Source organism: Prevotella sp. P4-98 (genome assembly GCF_002251405.1).
Classification (GTDB): domain Bacteria; phylum Bacteroidota; class Bacteroidia; order Bacteroidales; family Bacteroidaceae; genus Prevotella.
Genome location: NZ_NPJC01000069.1, coordinates 1 through 15850 on the forward strand (window position 1 = coordinate 1; position 15850 = coordinate 15850).

The 15850-nt window shown below is 46.3% G+C and carries 14 protein-coding genes; 9 read left to right on the forward strand and 5 right to left on the reverse strand.

Annotated features, from left to right (window positions below):
• The coding region (locus CIK96_RS11345; RefSeq protein ID WP_144007349.1) for an IS3 family transposase at nucleotides 1-92 on the forward strand (92 nt) is incomplete at its 5' end.
• 261 nt (nucleotides 93-353) lie between these two features.
• Nucleotides 354-1661, forward strand: coding sequence for a nucleobase:cation symporter-2 family protein (locus CIK96_RS11350; RefSeq protein WP_094440638.1), 1308 nt, complete (start codon nucleotides 354-356; stop codon nucleotides 1659-1661).
• A gap of 138 nt (nucleotides 1662-1799) precedes the next feature.
• Here CIK96_RS11350 and CIK96_RS11355 read toward each other — a convergent pair whose 3' ends face one another.
• From CIK96_RS11355 to fldA, 3 genes are all read right to left on the reverse strand, one after another.
• Nucleotides 1800-2570 carry a bifunctional 2-polyprenyl-6-hydroxyphenol methylase/3-demethylubiquinol 3-O-methyltransferase UbiG gene (locus CIK96_RS11355; protein WP_094390375.1) on the reverse strand — a complete coding sequence of 257 codons (771 nt, stop codon included), beginning with the start codon at nucleotides 2568-2570 and terminating at the stop codon, nucleotides 1800-1802.
• Between the two features lie 223 nt (nucleotides 2571-2793).
• Complete coding sequence (locus CIK96_RS11360; RefSeq protein ID WP_094440639.1) at nucleotides 2794-3144, reverse strand: DUF2023 family protein; 351 nt, start codon at nucleotides 3142-3144, stop codon at nucleotides 2794-2796.
• Nucleotides 3145-3196: 52 nt separating this feature from the next.
• A complete protein-coding gene (gene fldA / locus CIK96_RS11365; RefSeq protein ID WP_094440654.1) occupies nucleotides 3197-3691 on the reverse strand; it encodes a flavodoxin FldA in 495 nt (164 codons plus the stop codon).
• Between the two features lie 518 nt (nucleotides 3692-4209).
• Between fldA and CIK96_RS11375 the strand changes: the two genes are divergently transcribed.
• From CIK96_RS11375 to CIK96_RS11405, 7 genes are all read left to right on the forward strand, one after another.
• Complete coding sequence (locus tag CIK96_RS11375) at nucleotides 4210-6339, forward strand: Tex family protein (protein WP_094440641.1); 2130 nt, start codon at nucleotides 4210-4212, stop codon at nucleotides 6337-6339.
• A gap of 15 nt (nucleotides 6340-6354) precedes the next feature.
• Nucleotides 6355-6897, forward strand: a complete 543-nt coding sequence (locus CIK96_RS11380; protein WP_094434067.1) for a TIGR00730 family Rossman fold protein — start codon at nucleotides 6355-6357, stop codon at nucleotides 6895-6897.
• A 6-nt stretch (nucleotides 6898-6903) separates the two neighbouring features.
• The gene (locus CIK96_RS11385) at nucleotides 6904-8124 is read left to right on the forward strand and encodes an MFS transporter (protein ID WP_094440642.1); all 1221 of its coding nucleotides are present in this window, start codon (nucleotides 6904-6906) and stop codon (nucleotides 8122-8124) included.
• Nucleotides 8125-8431: 307 nt separating this feature from the next.
• Nucleotides 8432-9337: an IS4 family transposase gene (locus CIK96_RS11390; protein WP_094440643.1), complete on the forward strand. Its 906-nt coding sequence runs from the start codon at nucleotides 8432-8434 to the stop codon at nucleotides 9335-9337.
• Between the two features lie 244 nt (nucleotides 9338-9581).
• On the forward strand, nucleotides 9582-10502 hold the full coding sequence (locus CIK96_RS11395; RefSeq protein WP_144007524.1) for a hypothetical protein: 921 nt from the start codon (nucleotides 9582-9584) through the stop codon (nucleotides 10500-10502).
• A 147-nt stretch (nucleotides 10503-10649) separates the two neighbouring features.
• Nucleotides 10650-11690, forward strand: a complete 1041-nt coding sequence (locus CIK96_RS11400) for a BMP family ABC transporter substrate-binding protein (RefSeq protein WP_094390382.1) — start codon at nucleotides 10650-10652, stop codon at nucleotides 11688-11690.
• Nucleotides 11674-13770, forward strand: a complete 2097-nt coding sequence (locus CIK96_RS11405) for a C13 family peptidase (RefSeq protein WP_094390383.1) — start codon at nucleotides 11674-11676, stop codon at nucleotides 13768-13770. Before CIK96_RS11400 ends, CIK96_RS11405 begins: the two co-directional genes overlap by 17 nt.
• Before the next feature lie 120 nt (nucleotides 13771-13890).
• On the opposite strand, the gene CIK96_RS11410 is transcribed toward CIK96_RS11405, so the two are convergent.
• Together CIK96_RS11410 and CIK96_RS11415 are read right to left on the reverse strand one after the other, a co-directional pair.
• Nucleotides 13891-14895, reverse strand: a complete 1005-nt coding sequence (locus CIK96_RS11410; RefSeq protein WP_094434063.1) for a hypothetical protein — start codon at nucleotides 14893-14895, stop codon at nucleotides 13891-13893.
• A 243-nt stretch (nucleotides 14896-15138) separates the two neighbouring features.
• Entirely contained in the window at nucleotides 15139-15801 is a 663-nt protein-coding gene (locus CIK96_RS11415; RefSeq protein WP_094440645.1) for a leucine-rich repeat domain-containing protein, read from the reverse strand.
• Between the last annotated feature and the right edge of the window lie 49 nt (nucleotides 15802-15850).

Genomic DNA, 15850 nt, shown 5'->3' on the forward strand with positions numbered 1-15850 from the left:
AATATATTGACTATTATAACAATAAAAGAATAAAAATCAAGTTAAATGGTATGAGTCCAGTACAATACAGAATGACTCAATTAAATACGTAAATGTTTAACCCGTCCAACTTCTTGGGGTCACTTCATTAGCATCTCTGGATGCAGAGATACACTAATTTTGCAAGAGATACAAGAAGATAGTCCAAAAAACATGTCATAGGCATCGTCCTCAGCTGGCATCAAAGTCTATCAGCTCCTTGCATGGAATGAGAAATGGATATGAATAGGTTTTGAATGGTATTTCTTTGGATATTCCCGAAAAAACAATTACCTTTGCAAGGATTTTTTAATTCTCATCCATTACATTTTTATATGGGACAAGACATCAGTAATCTCTATCAACTCGACGGACGTGTTCCCGTCGGCAAGGCCGTACCCTTCGGTCTGCAACATGTACTGGCCATGTTTGTCAGCAACATCACCCCTATCATGATTCTGGCAGGTGCTATCGGTATCGATAGTGTCACCAGCAGTATGCTCATTCAAAACTGTATGATTATTGCCGGTATCGGCACGTTGGTACAGCTCTATCCGATATGGCGCATCGGTTCACGGTTGCCTGTCGTCATGGGTATTTCATTCACCTTCTTGTCGCTGGCCATCAGCATCGCTGCCACACAAGGCATGGGTACACTGATGGGGGCCGTAATTATCGGTGGATTGGTAGAAGGCACACTCGGCCTGTTTGCACGCTACTGGATTAAACTGATTCCACCTGTGGTGGCAGCAACGGTAGTAACTGCTATTGGATTCTCGTTGCTTCCCATTGGTGCCAACTCGTTTGCCGGAGGACAAGGAGCTGCCGACTTTGGCAGTATCAACAACTGGATTGTGGGCAGCATCACCCTACTCACATGTCTGCTCTGTCAGGTGTTTGCAAAAGGTTTTCTTCGCTCACTATCTGTTTTGGTAGGTCTTGTGGCAGGTTACATCCTTGCCTTGTGCATGGGCATGGTCGATTTCAGTGGCATCGGTAGTCGTCCTATCCTGTCATTGCCCCATCTGTTGCCTTTCACCCCAACCTTCAATATCGGAGCCATTCTGTCTATCGTTGCCGTCTATCTGGTATCTGCCACCGAGACTATTGGTGACACGAGTGCGCTCTGCAATAGTGCTTTGAAACGCGACCCCAACGAGCGTGAGATGGGAGCCGCTGTCAGTTGCGACGGTTTCGTCAGTTCGGTATCGGGACTGTTTGGCTGTAGCCCTATCACCTCTTTCTCACAGAATGTAGGATTGGTTGCCATGTCGGGCATTGTCAACCGTTTTACCATCGCCACGGGTGCCCTCATCATGATTCTGGGTGGAATATTCCCCATGATAGGTTATGCACTAACCACGATTCCACAATGTGTTTTGGGCGGTTGCACGCTGATGATGTTTGGCAGCATCCTCTATGCTGGCTTCGGCATGATGGGCCGTTGCGGTTCATCTCATCGCAACATGGTCATTGTCAGTCTGTCGCTGAGCGTCGGACTTGGCTTCACCCAAGCCACAGAGATGTTCAACATCTTCCCTGAGATTGTCCGCACCGTATTCGCCAACAACTGTGTGGCAGTGGTGTTCCTATTGGCAGTCATCCTCAATCTCGTATTGCCTAAAGACAAAGCCGAGGCTTAAACACCCTATATTCTATGCGATTTTCCCCATCCACATGACCGCTTATTGATCATGATGGATGGGGATTTTTTCTCGAATCGGGTGTTAGGATTTAGGAGGAACCTGAGTGTTCTGTTCAGGAAGATGAGCTGTTTGATGTCAAGCGCGCACCACATCTACCACATGACTGCCTGCACCGATGAGATCTGCACGCTCGGAAATACTCTTCTGATAGGCTATGAAATGGGCAAAGGTCTCATCACTCATACGATTGAGTCGTGTACGCATATAATCAGAGGCACCATCAGGCGAGAATATCGTCACTCGTTCCAATCCTGCATTTTCGTCCAATCGATTAATATCCTCCAAACGCACATAGTCATACAGTTCGTCTGCCTGTGCTTGAATGTGGAAATTCTGATCCACTACTCCCCTATCCAATAAGCCTCCTATTCTGTCTTCGTCAAAACAATACGACAGAATGCTATATTCGTTCATCAGATAGGCAACAAAGATCAGACCTCCTGGCTTGGTCACGCGCTTGGCTTCTTTTAATGCTTTCAATTTCTCATCATCACCAATAAGATGATAGAGCGGACCAAGCAGAAGCGTGACATCTGCCGATGCTGTAGGCACAAACGGCATGTGGCGTGCATCGCCCTGCACAACATCAGCTGTTGGTTCCCGTTTCAAAAACACATCAATATTGCGACGCACCAATTCCACAGCTTTCACCTCATAGCCTTCTGCCATGAGTGCCGAGGTGTAGCGCCCTGTACCTGCACCAATATCAAGCAAACGATAACCGGGTTTCAGAAATCTGCGCAGATGGTACATGGTGGTTTCAAACTCAACAATACCGTGTCTGCGCAGTAAGCGCAAGTCTTCGGGATGTTTGTTATAATGTTTCTCTATATTGGATAATGCCATAATGCTGTTCTATTACGCTTGTCGAATGAAAGCGCAAAATTATGGGATTATTTTGAGACAGCCAACTATTTACGTGTATTTCTTTCCCTGTACTTGCAATTTCTATAACATGACGAGAAAGATCAAGCCAAGACGTCCCATCTGCAATATTCCATTTATAGAATCGACAGATGGGACTATCTTGAACCAGAATCGGTCAGAAAGCTATGGTAAGTAGCGCATGTCAGCTCACCCGTTTCTTGCGTTCGCAATAGCGTTCACACTGTGCACAGATGTCGTAGCCTAACATGGCTCCTAAGATAAAATCCTCTTCTGGAGAAAGATGACACAACGGTTTTGTGACCATCATACGGATAGCATCCAGACATTCACGTTTGCCAAAGAAGAGATTGAGGCGGTCGTTGCCGATGGGCTGGATGATATAATCAATATCCTCGCGCTTCAGCTTCGACACGGCAAAAGTTTCATACTTTTTGTTGAAGGTGAACAACACCATACGGCGCACACCTTTTTTATACTCATAAATATGGTTCATCAGAACCTTCAGATCTATTGGCATGGTGACTGACTGCATTGTGACTGGAGTTTTGGCCAAATCGCTTATAGGATTTGGAGATTGTTATTGACTATAAAAATGGTTTAATGGCTTCGAGCCATGTATCGATGCGAGTGTCTGTTTTGTCGCTTTCGTTAATATCGTCAAGGGCAAGTCCTAAGAACTTTCCATTCTCTACCGCTTCGCTATCGGAGAAAGAATAATCATCGGTTGGAACTCCTTCGAGCAACGTTGCACCTGCAGCTTTCACTACGTCGGCAATTTCTTTCATACCGCTACAGAACGTATCTGAATAAGAATCGCTGTCTCCACAACCAAACAGGGCAACGGTTTTTCCGGTTAAGTCGGCGCTCTTGAGCGTTTCTACACCAGAATACCAGTCATCCTGCATTTCGCCCACTCCCCATGTGGAAGTACCGAGAATGAGGTTATCGTTGGCTACTACGATATCTGAACTGATATTGGCAACATCTAATGCACCCACGCCGAGCTTGGCGGCTATGGTTTCGGCAATTCCCTGGCATGTACCTGTGGAAGAACCATAAATAACAATTGTCGGTTTCATCTTTTCTGATTTACTATTGCTTGTTGTTGAATCTTGATTGATGCTGCGGGGATCAATCTTCATGAGACAGACACACCCGCAAGAAACGTTTCTTGTTTGCGGTTGCAAAGTTAGAGGTTTTGCGCTTATAGTGCAATACCTAAAAATTGTGGTTCTATTTATTTGGCTTAACGAAAGCGTGAGATTTCTGCTATCAATCATCATAATACACGCCACAACGAACTTATACAACAGACAATATCACTTCATTTCCTGGATGAGGAAAAAATCTGCTTTTCTTCGTATTTCGCTCGCTTAATCGTACCTCTGCATCACGGATGCGAAGGTACTCACGATCGGAAAAACTCAAATATAATTTGGTTTTTCGCTCGCTTAATCGTACCTCTGCATCACGGATGCGAAGGTATTCACGCTCGGAAAAACTCAAATATAATTTGGTTTTTCGCTCGCTTAATCGTACCTTTGTATTTTGACAAAGACAAAAACGACAAAATGCCAGAAAATACCCGACATAAGATATGAACGTATTTACAAAAATCATAGCCAACGCCCTTGCTTTGCCTGAGCGAGGCGTGGACAATACTATACAACTGCTTGAAGAAAACTGTACCGTTCCTTTCATCAGCCGATACAGAAAGGAACGTACTGGCAACATGGATGAAGTGCAGGTGGCAGATATTGCACTCATGCGCGAAAAACTACAAGATGTGGCTAAACGCAAAGAAACGATCGTGACGACAATAGAGGAGCAAGGAAAAATGACTGATGCGCTACGAAAACGTATTGAGGATTGTTGGAACATGTCGGAACTGGAGGACATTTATCTGCCCTACAAGCCTAAACGTCGCACAAAAGCTGACATCGCACGTGCACAAGGATTAGAACCGCTCGCCAATACCATCATGCTACAACGGGATCCTAACCCGCAGATGACAGCACAGAAATACGTCAAGGGTGATGTGCAGTCTGCCGACGAGGCATTAGAAGGCGCCAAATTTATTATTGCCGAAACGATAAACGAAAACGAGAAGGTGCGCAAAGAGATACGCAACGTATTTCGCCATAACGCAGTCATCACATCGAAGGTTGTGAAGACCAAAGCAGAAGACGAAGGTGCACAGAAATACAGCGACTACTTCGATTTCTCTGAACCTCTGAAGCGTTGTTCCTCACACCGACTTCTCGCCATGCGTCGCGGAGAGAAGGAGGGATTTCTGCGTATCAGTATTTCCGCCGATGACGATGAATGTAAGAACAGAATCCGCAGAATATATGTACAAGGACGAGGCGATTGCAGTCATTTGGTCGGCGAAGCGGCTGACGATGCCTTCAAACGCCTGCTAAAACCATCAATAGAGACAGAATATGCCCTATCAAGCAAACAAGCTGCCGACAACGAAGCTATCAAAGTTTTTGCCGAAAATCTGCGTCAACTTCTCTTGGCTGCACCATTAGGACAAAAACGCGTGATGGGCGTAGATCCCGGATTCCGTACCGGATGCAAAGTTGTCTGCCTCGATGCCCAAGGCACATTACTCCACTTTGAAGCCATCTATCCCCATGCTCCTAAAAACGACCGTCAAGGGGCTGCTCGTCAAGTACTTGACATGGTGAAGAAATACAAGATAGAGGCTATTGCCGTGGGCAACGGTACTGCAAGTCGTGAGACTTCCACATTCTTGAAAGAGATTGGACTTGATACAGATACCAATATCTTTGTAGTGAGTGAAGATGGAGCATCGGTCTATTCGGCATCAGAAGCGGCACGCGAGGAATTCCCCAACGAGGACGTTACCGTGCGCGGAGCCGTATCGATAGGCCGACGACTGATGGATCCGCTTGCCGAACTTGTGAAGATTGACCCCAAAAGTATTGGCGTGGGACAATATCAGCACGATGTGGATCAAGGAGAACTGAAAAAGAGTCTTGATATGGTGGTGGAATCATGCGTTAATACCGTTGGAGTAAACCTCAACACGGCAAGTCGTCACCTCTTAATGTATGTCAGCGGTCTCAATGCCACAACCGCCAAAAATATCGTGGAATATCGTGAAAAGAACGGGGCCTTCAAATCGCGTGCAGAACTCAAGAAAGTTCCACGCCTCGGTCCTGTAGCCTTCGTGCAATGTGCTGGTTTCCTACGCATCCCTGGAGCCAAGAATCCACTCGACAATAGCGCCGTTCATCCCGAAAGCTACGATATTGTGAAAGCAATGGCAAAGGACAAGGGATGTACTGTGGAACAACTTATTGACAACAAAGAACTACAAAAATCAGTTGACCTCAAGAACTACGTTTCCGACACGACCGGTATGCCCACCCTTACCGACATCATGGCAGAACTTCAACGGCCTGGTCGCGACCCACGTGCAGCCGTAGAAGTATTCGAATTTGACTCACGCGTACATGAGATTAATGACCTGCAAGTGGGAATGCTCTTGCCAGGAATAGTGACCAATATCACCAATTTCGGAGCATTTGTAGATATTGGTGTTCATCATGACGGACTGGTACACATCTCACAACTGGCAGACAGATTTGTGAAAGACCCGAATGATGTGGTGAAATTACACCAACATGTAACAGTAAGAGTGACTGAGGTTGATATAAAACGCCAACGCATATCGTTGTCGATGAGAGGTTTATAAACATTTAAAACAACTATGAAAATTACAGTATTCTGCTCTGCCAACGAGCATATAGACCCCGATTTCTTCAGTATGACAGAAGAGTTGGGAAAATGGATGGTAGCCAACCATCACGACCTCATCTTTGGAGGCACCAACCAAGGACTGATGAACTGCATCGCTAAAGCCGTACACGATGGAGGTGGACGGGTCATCGGCGTTGTACCATCACTTGTAGAAAAAGGTGGACGAACATCCGACTATATCGATGTACATATCCCCACAGATAACCTTGCCGACCGCAAGAGTCTGATGATTGACCAATGTGACGTGGTGGTTGCTCTTCCTGGAGGTGTTGGCTCGCTTGACGAAATCTTCTGTGTAGCAGCTTCAAAATGTATCGGATACCATGCTAAGAAAGTCATCCTTTATAATATGAAAGGATTTTGGAACGCACTCATCGCACTCATGGATGACCTCGACCAAAAAGGAATGATTCGCGGAAACTGGCACAATATGATTGAAGTGGCAGACAATTTCGAACAACTCAAACAATTGCTGAACGCAATAAACGACTGATAACACATGAAATCAATAGGTAGCATCATCAAAGGAAAACCTACCATGACGGAAAGAACAGTCTATTCCATGCTGATGATATGTGGCATTTCCCACTTTCTCAACGATATGATCCAGTCAATCATCCCGTCCATCTATCCTATCATCAAAGACAAATTTGACTTCTCCTTCGCACAGATAGGCATCATCACCTTGGTATTCCAAATGACTTCGTCCATCCTACAACCTTTTACTGGCTATTATGCCGACAAGCACCCACGCCCCTACGCCCTGTCGATTGGCATGTGCTTCACATTAACAGGGTTGCTGTTGCTGGCATTTGCAGAAAACTATCTTTTAATCCTTCTGGCAGTAAGCGTGGTAGGCTTTGGCTCATCCATATTCCACCCTACTGCATCACGCGTGGCACAGATGGCTTCAGGCGGCAAGAAAAGTTTGGCACAAGCCATCTTTCAGGTAGGAGGAAACGGCGGTTCTGCCATGGGGCCACTCTTAGCCGCCATCATCATCCTGCCTTTTGGTCAACATGCGATTGCCTATTTTGCTATTGCAGCACTACTTGCCGCTATCATCATGATAAGGCTTGGAACATGGTTTAAAGCGCGACTAGTCTATGCTGTGAAGCATCCGCAAAAGGATACGGGACTGAATACCGACATCTCCAAACGGGCGAAATACGGAGCACTAACCATCTTGATTCTGCTCGTATTCTCAAAATATTTCTATACTTCCTGTATCACAAGTTACTTCACGTTTTTCCTGATCCACAAGTTCGGCGTCAGCGTACAAACATCACAAATCTGCCTATTCGTTTTCCTGACCGCTTTTGCCATTGGCACATTGGCAGGAGGAATGTTTGGAGACAGATTCGGAAGAAAATACGTGATATGGTTCTCCATCCTCGGTGCAGCACCATTCGCATTAGCCATGCCATTCGCCAATTTCACTTGGACGATAATCTGCGCTTTCCTTTCTGGATTAGTTATTGCATCGGCATTCTCCTCGATTGTGGTTTACGCCACAGATCTGATGCCCGACAAGGTGGGATTGATTGCCGGCATCTTCTTCGGACTGATGTTTGGATTGGGTGGTCTCGGATCTGCCTTCTTTGGATGGTTGGCAGACAAAACAAGCATCGAATTCATTTTCCAGGCAAGTGCCTTCCTACCATTATTGGGCATTATCGCAGGTTTTCTGCCAAACACCCAAAAGAAGGGAGGGCATTAGGCCGAAACACGAGAACCACGACTCACCACATGACGACTATCAACAAACTGTCGATTGGTAGTTTATCTGTTCCCGAAGCCATCCCGAACTCATCCCGAACCTTTTTCGATTGGATCCCAGTTGAAAAAGGTTCGTTCTCGTCAACTTCCCAATAACTTCTCGATAGAGGTTCATTCGGCCTTTACTAGTGATGCGATAAATTTCGCTTAACTATATTTATATACTTAATATTTAATCACTTACAAGTGTTCTTTTATTTTTTGATTTGAATTTGATAGAGTAATTTTGCAGCTAAAACTGCAGAATTATGAATATCGGCAAATATATCTTCGCTCAGGTCATTGACTTCATACCTCGCTATCAGTTCGACAAACTGGTAAAGAAGTACAAAGGTGACTGGCATGCAAAGGATCTGATATGCTATAATCAGTTGCTTCATCTCCTGTTTGGACAGATTACAGGATGTGATTCCATTCGTGATATTTGCTTGTGTCTTGAAGCTCACGGCAGCAGCATTTATCATCTAGGAATACGCAAGACTGTTAATCAATCCAATCTGTGCCGTGCTAACGAGAAAAGAGATTACCGCATCTACGAAGGACTTGGAATGTATCTCATCGGCATAGTCCGACCTATGTACTCCAATACAAAGGTGGCAGAGATAACGATAGATAATGTTCTCTATGCCCTTGACTCTACGACTATCTCAACAAGCATTGTCCTAGCAGCATGGGCTTTGGACAAGTACAGTAAAGGTGCAGTCAAGATGCATACTCAGTTAGATCTTCGTGGAAGCATTCCTGCCAACATCCATATTACAGATGGTAAATGGCATGACAGTAACGAGCTGGATGAGATTGTGCCTGAGCCACTTGCGTTCTACATGATGGATAAGGCATACGTCGATTTCCTTGCCTTGTATCGCTTTCATAAAGCTGGCGCTTATTGGATTAGCCGCCCCAAAGACAATATGAGGTACGAGGTCACAGACCATCGCCATGACTTTGAGGCAAGCACAGGAATCTGCGGTGACTTTACCATAAAGCTGACTACCCACAAGTCGAAAAGTCCATATTCAATCACTGAAGTAGCTACGTTGATAAGAATCTCAGCTCTCGAAAGAATTGATTTGAGAGACCTCATCACTAAGCCAAAGGACTCAATCATTCAAAACCAAAATGTCAAAGAACTCACTTTATTTGATGAATTTTAATAGCAGTGCGAATTAATCGCATCAGTACTAATTAAGAATTAAGAATGATAAAAGTGACTTTTCACGGCTGAAAAGTCACTTTTTTCCATTTTGAACGGTGTTTTTCCGTTTTGTCTTTTCTGTTTCCCCTTTTTTCATTAATTTTGCAGCAGATTTTTGTAAATAACTGAAAAAAAATAAATTAGGAATGAAGAAAATGGTTCTTTCTGTGATATGGCTTGCGATAGCGGGAGTATTCACAACCATGACAATGTCGGCTTGCTCCGACGACGACGAGAACAACAGCACTAATGGTGGTGGCATTACCATCGAAGGTGTTGACCAGGCGGAGTATTTCCGCAAGAACCTTGGAATCTTTGCCGAAAACGACAGCATCCTCCTTCCAACGCGAATGACTGTCTTGGACGCGCTCACTCCTACCGTCTATAGCTTCTTTGTAGAAGATATGGAGGAGGCAGAGAGGTTGTTCCTTGCTTGGATTCCCGACAAGGCTCTCGATGGCGTGAGCCGCAACGGCAGCACCATAGTCTATGCTCCCCGCGACGCACAGGGAGCGTCACAGGGTACCATCACTTTCCGCGCTGCCCTGCCAACGGAAACGGCTACGCTTGCCGTGGTTGAGTTCAACGGAGTGAACAAGATGAAAGGCATCGACAAGATAAAGTTCCAGCCTGAGTCGGCGATGCCAGACAATTATGACATTTATCCCAGGCCTCTGACTTTAACTGATATAGAAAATGGCAATTGGTTTTATCGAAAAGTGCCAAAAGAAGAGATTTTTACATGGCATGATGATAAGGAAAAATTGACTATTTACTATACTTACCCCTTAAAAGTACGCTTAAATAAAGTATATAATTATAAAGAAGTTTGGTATTCTCCGTTTTGTTATGTTTGTTTTAGAATTGCAATGGATAATGACCCAAAGTTTAAAGCAGAAGTAATAAAAAGGCTTAGTAAACCTCGAATTGAAGTATTCGTGGGAGGGGGGCCTATATCGTACCCCGGAGGCATACGTACCACTTTCTACTCTTATCTCTGCGGGAGAGATGAATTGGTTTGGGGCAGATTGATTAATAATTTACCTCCATCTGGTGACTATTGGCTTATTCGTTGCTATGCTGTTAAGGATGGTGAAACAGTTAGTATTCCACTGATGAATTAACGTGAACTTGATGAAATATATCTTACCAGGGTCATAGGGACAGTACGTAGGTTCGTTATTTGTCGCGAATCAGTGGTACCTGTCCCTATGACCCTAGGCACTATTTTATAGACAACTTGAAATAATGACATTTTAGTATAATCACAAATGAATGGTATCATAACGAGGAATGTTATCCGTGTAGTTTTTATAGTAGCCATCCTTTTTTCTATTGTAGGGTGTTCGGATAACGATGAAAACAACACTACACCCTCATTGACTTCCACTAATGTGGTGGAGGTCGTTTTCTCGCCATCCGGCTTCGGTGACTTGGGCTATAACGACATCATACTCACGGGACTTGAGGAGTCGCGCAAGCGGCTGGGCTTCGACGTCATGATGCATGTGCCCGCATCGGTGGAGGACGGTATCGCCATCTACAACAAATGGGCGCAGAAGACCGCCAAGGACGAGAGACGGCTGTTCATCTTCGCCAGCAACCAGTATGAGAGTGCCTTGCGTAACTCCTCGGTGCGCCCTTCGGACGCCAACAGCTCAGTGCTGCTCTACGAGACCCACGAACCCATCGACGGTGTATATACCTTCCGCATAGGCATGTATGGCGCGGCATATCTCATCGGTGCATACACAGCCCTAACCAATAAGGATGAATCTGACTACAAGGCAGCCGTGCTTGCCGCCAATCCCTTCGACCGTAATGTTGACGGAGCCGCACAGGGATTCCGCGACGGGTTCATTGAGGCAGGAGGTGCGGATGCCACCATATCTTATATCTCCGACAGGGACGGCGACGGCTACAACATGCCCAATGAAGCATACGCCCTCTGCAACCGCCTATACGAATCAGGCCACACCTTCTTCTTCCCCGTGGCAGGCGGCAGCAACAAGGCTGTATATCAGTTCTCGCGCAACCAAGGTGTCTATACTGCGGGTATCGACGGTGACATGTCTGCCTATTCGGGCCTGATGAACTGTTCGCTCGTCAAGAACATCGGCAGTGCCACCAACGACTTCATCGCCCTGTGGCTTGATAAGAAGGAAATACCCCAACACCAGGATTTCCTCTGGGATTCGGGTTATGTCAACGTCATCTATTGTCACGACTGGAAGGAAACTGACGCACAAGGCATAGAAACATTCAAGAACAATATCTTAGGAAAGGAGACAAAGTATGAAAAGAGCAAGTAACTTCTTTAACTCCCAATTAATAATAATCTTCCTCCTCCTCTCCTCCTGCTCCGACGACAACAACATCGCCACCGACAGTCCTGAGGTCATCTCTAACCGCGAGGTGAAAATAGCCGTGGTGCTCAAGAAGGGCGACCGCCAGGAGCGCGTGCAGCGCATACTCGACATGGCACGCGAGAACATCACAATGGCAAGGGGTGGGGTAGTGCCATCCTACGAATACTACGACGAGGACACCACTGCCCTCGCTTCCTTGGCCGTGGAACTCGCTTCGCGCCAGGATATAGCAGCCGTGGTGGGTTGCTATGACGACCAGCACACCAAGACGCTCGCCTACGAGTGCGCCAAGACCGACAAGACCATGTTCACCTTCAACACCTCGCAGGAGTTAGCGCGCATCTTCGGTCAACACGGCAACTACTGGGGACTCTCCGAGAGTGACATCACGCAGTGCGAGATACTGCTCTCGCTCATGGCTGATGGAGGGGTTCAATTTGATGTAGCCCTGCTTGCCTGCGACAACGACTACGGACAGACCTTCGTGGATTGGTTTGCCTTCCAGGCAGCCGAGATGGGACTTAATCCCGTGGGCCTTGCCACATATAAGGACAAGTCGGAAATCCCCGATGCCTATCTCAAGGCGTGCGCCAATAATCCTACCTTGACATTATGCGTGCCAAACAATGCCGAGGAGGCTTCCATCATGTACGAATGTACCAAGATGGACAACTTCTCCCATTTCTCTGTACCTTTCTTCACCGACCGTGCCTACGAACCCGCCATGCTGAAGAACGAGGGACTTGTGGGACTCAACCTTGTGGCTGACCCCGCTTCGGGCTTTGGCGTGGTGTATAAATCTCGCTTCGGCGAGGCTCCCATCCATGGCGATGCCGAGCTGTATGATGCCATCATGCTCACCTGTCTTGCAAGCCGTTATGACGAAGTGCATAATCTCGACAACCTCAACTATGCCGTCGGCACCCTGCTCTACTACCACTCCGACAGTCAGGGCGGATGGATGTCGGGCAACATGAAGCAGGCTTTCGAGACGATTGCCGAGGGCGGTGTACCCGAGGTGAGCGGTGCCGTGGGCAAGCTCGATTTCGATCCCAAGAACTACACGCTCATCACCCATTCCACCTACGACTTCTGGATGGTGTATGAGGGACAGTTCCTCTCGCTCAACTATATGAAGCGTTCCGAGGGCGAGCACTCCTCGTCTCCCATAGTCAGCTGGGAATGGAACAAGACCTACCAGCAGCAGTTCGACGAGCACATGTCCGACATTGGCTATCCTGCCCTCACGGGCAACAAGGCGGTCATCATTGCCGGTTCGGGCGGTTGGGAGAACTACCGTTTCCAGGCCGATGCGCTCGAATACTACCAGATGCTCCGCAATTCGGGCTATAGCGACGACGACATCATACTCATCATGGCTGACGACCTCGCGCAGAACGCCAACAATCCCGAGAAGGGAGTGGTGCGCCGCTCGGTGGATGGAGACAACCTGTATAAGAACGTTGTCGTTGACTACCGCCTTGAGGACATCACCTACAACGACCTTGCCGTCATCTTCTCGGGCAAGCCCGACGTTGCCCATCCCGAAGTGCTCGACAGTGGCGCAGGCGACAACGTGCTCTTCTTCTGGAGTAGTCACGGCATGCCGGCAGGACTTGCCCTTGGCGACATCGACCTAGTGTCGGGTAAGCAGATGGCGCGCATACTACAGAAGATGAGCGACGAGCAGCGGTTCCGCAAGATGATGTGGATAGTTGAGGCATGCTTTTCAGGCGGAGTGGCAAAGGAGTGCGAGGGCATTCCCGGACTGCTCGTGATGACGGCAGCCAATGCCAACGAGTCGTCGAAGGCCGACCTGTGGTATGCCCCCTATAATGTCTATCTTACCAACCGCTTCACATCGTCCATCATCTCCCGTCTGTATTCCGACCCTGCGACATCTCTCCGCGACCTCTACAACGTGGCGTTCACAGGAACTCTCGGTTCGCACGTCACGATATACAATGCCGACAACTACGGAAACCTCTATCAGAACACAATGAGGGAATTCTTGGGGAAGTAGGAATTAGGGATTAGGTCACTTTTAACTTTATTGACCAACGACTTTCAATGGTATTTCGGCGGCAAAGTTACGAAAAAACATTGAAAGTCGTTGGTCAATAAAGCATCACTTCCGATAGTACTAATAACTCATTCCACTTTTATAATCTACTATATAGCCTTGGCACACCCAATACTGTTCTGACTCATCAAGAGATTCAAAAGCTTCATCTACAGGAGGATCACATTCAGAAATCATTATATCTTTATAAGTTTTATTAATGTAGATTTCGGCTGTTTGAATCATGATTTCGTCTCCCCCAAAGTACTTGCCAGCTTCGATAATAATCTTATGGTCACCCGGGTTGAAATTATCACATACATGATCATTAAATTTTGTACTGAGACTCGTCATGATACAGAAACTCTCGAAAGCATAGTTCGTATAGAAGGTTTTATCACCCATTTTCTCAATAAGTTCCTTTCCTGTAATTAACTTTGGAAGGGCAGCGCTATAATATAGTCTTGTTCCATAAGGATAATCAAAAAAGTCACCTTTCTGTACTTTACCCCAAAACCAATTACCAGATTTAACTTCTTCAAGGGTTAAGTGGTGCGGCACGCCATCGAACACCCCAATATTGTCTGGGTTTGCCGACTCGGGCTGGAACTTTATTTTGTCTATGCCCTTAATCTTGCTTACGTCCTTGAACTCCACTACGGCAAACGTAGCAGTCTCAGATGGCAAGGCTGCACGGAATGTGATAGTGCCTTGCTTTGCACCTTGGGCATCGCGCGGAGTATAGACAATGGTGTTACCGTTGCGGACAACAGCCTTGCGAGCCTCTTGTGGAATCCAAGTGAGGAACAATGTCTCAGCTTCCTTCTCGTCTTCCACAAAATAGCTATACACCGTGGGGGTAAGCTTGTCAATGGCTTTCATTCTGAATGGGCTGCCAAGGATGTCATTCTTGGTAAACGCACCAAGAAACTGACGGAAATACTCAACCTGGTCAACACCGTTAATTGTAATACCGTCACCATTATCTTTCTTGTTGTCATCATCGTCAGAACATGCCGACAATGTCGTAATGGTGCATACGCCTACTATCGCAAGCATAATAACTGAAAAAATAGTCTTCTTCATACTCAAAATTATTAATTAATTCAATATTTCGGCTGTAAAGTTACGAAAAAACATTGGAAGTCGTAGGTCAATAAAGCAAAAATTTTGGTCAATAAAGATAAAAGTGACTTTTTCGCAGCACTTTTAACTTTATTGACCGATGATTTTCTTTATTGACCGATGGTTTTCTTTATTGATTAGGTGGTTTGCCCGATGTTTTGTAACTTTGCAGAGATATTTTGAATAATTCACTGAACTTTCGCTTTAATTATTAATTATTTTAATTCCATTCTTAATGACAAGCCCTTTCTCTCTATTCTGCTCTACACCTCTAAGGTCATAGATGCGCTCACTGTCTTTTGTATCTACTATAGCAGATTTCAGAGATGTCGGGGTGGCGATGTTCTTGAATTCCTTCCACACCTCGGCATTGCGGTAGGCCTGCTCCGAGCCTTCGGGCACGATGAGCGTTGCCTGCTCTGTGACAGGCGACTGGAATGCCTCCCAAATGATGTTTCGCAGCGATGTGTGCGAGAGGTCGGCTTTCTTCAGGCTTGTGCCGCGGAACACCCAGTTGCCAATGCACTCCAAAGTCTCGGGGAAATCAATCTCCTCCAAGGCAGAGCAGCCGTTGAAGATTTCGTTTTCTAAGGCAATTAGGTTCTTGGGGAGCTCGACGCTCTTGAGACTTGTGCAACCAGTGAACAGTCGCGGATGGATTATCTGCAAGTCCTCGGGGAATGTCGCCTTCTCCAAGGCAGAGCAAAAATGGAACGTGTAGCTACTTATATTTGCGGAACGTGGTATGCTCACCTCCCTCAGTGATAATGTAAAGTTGTAGGACGCGTAATACGATGTCGATGTAAACATATTATTCTTATATTTGTTAAAATGATGGGGATGGGGGCTTTTGGGTGATGGTTTCATTTTATAGCGCTTTTCTTGCCAAATCAGAGCTCAAGTGCACTTAACTCTG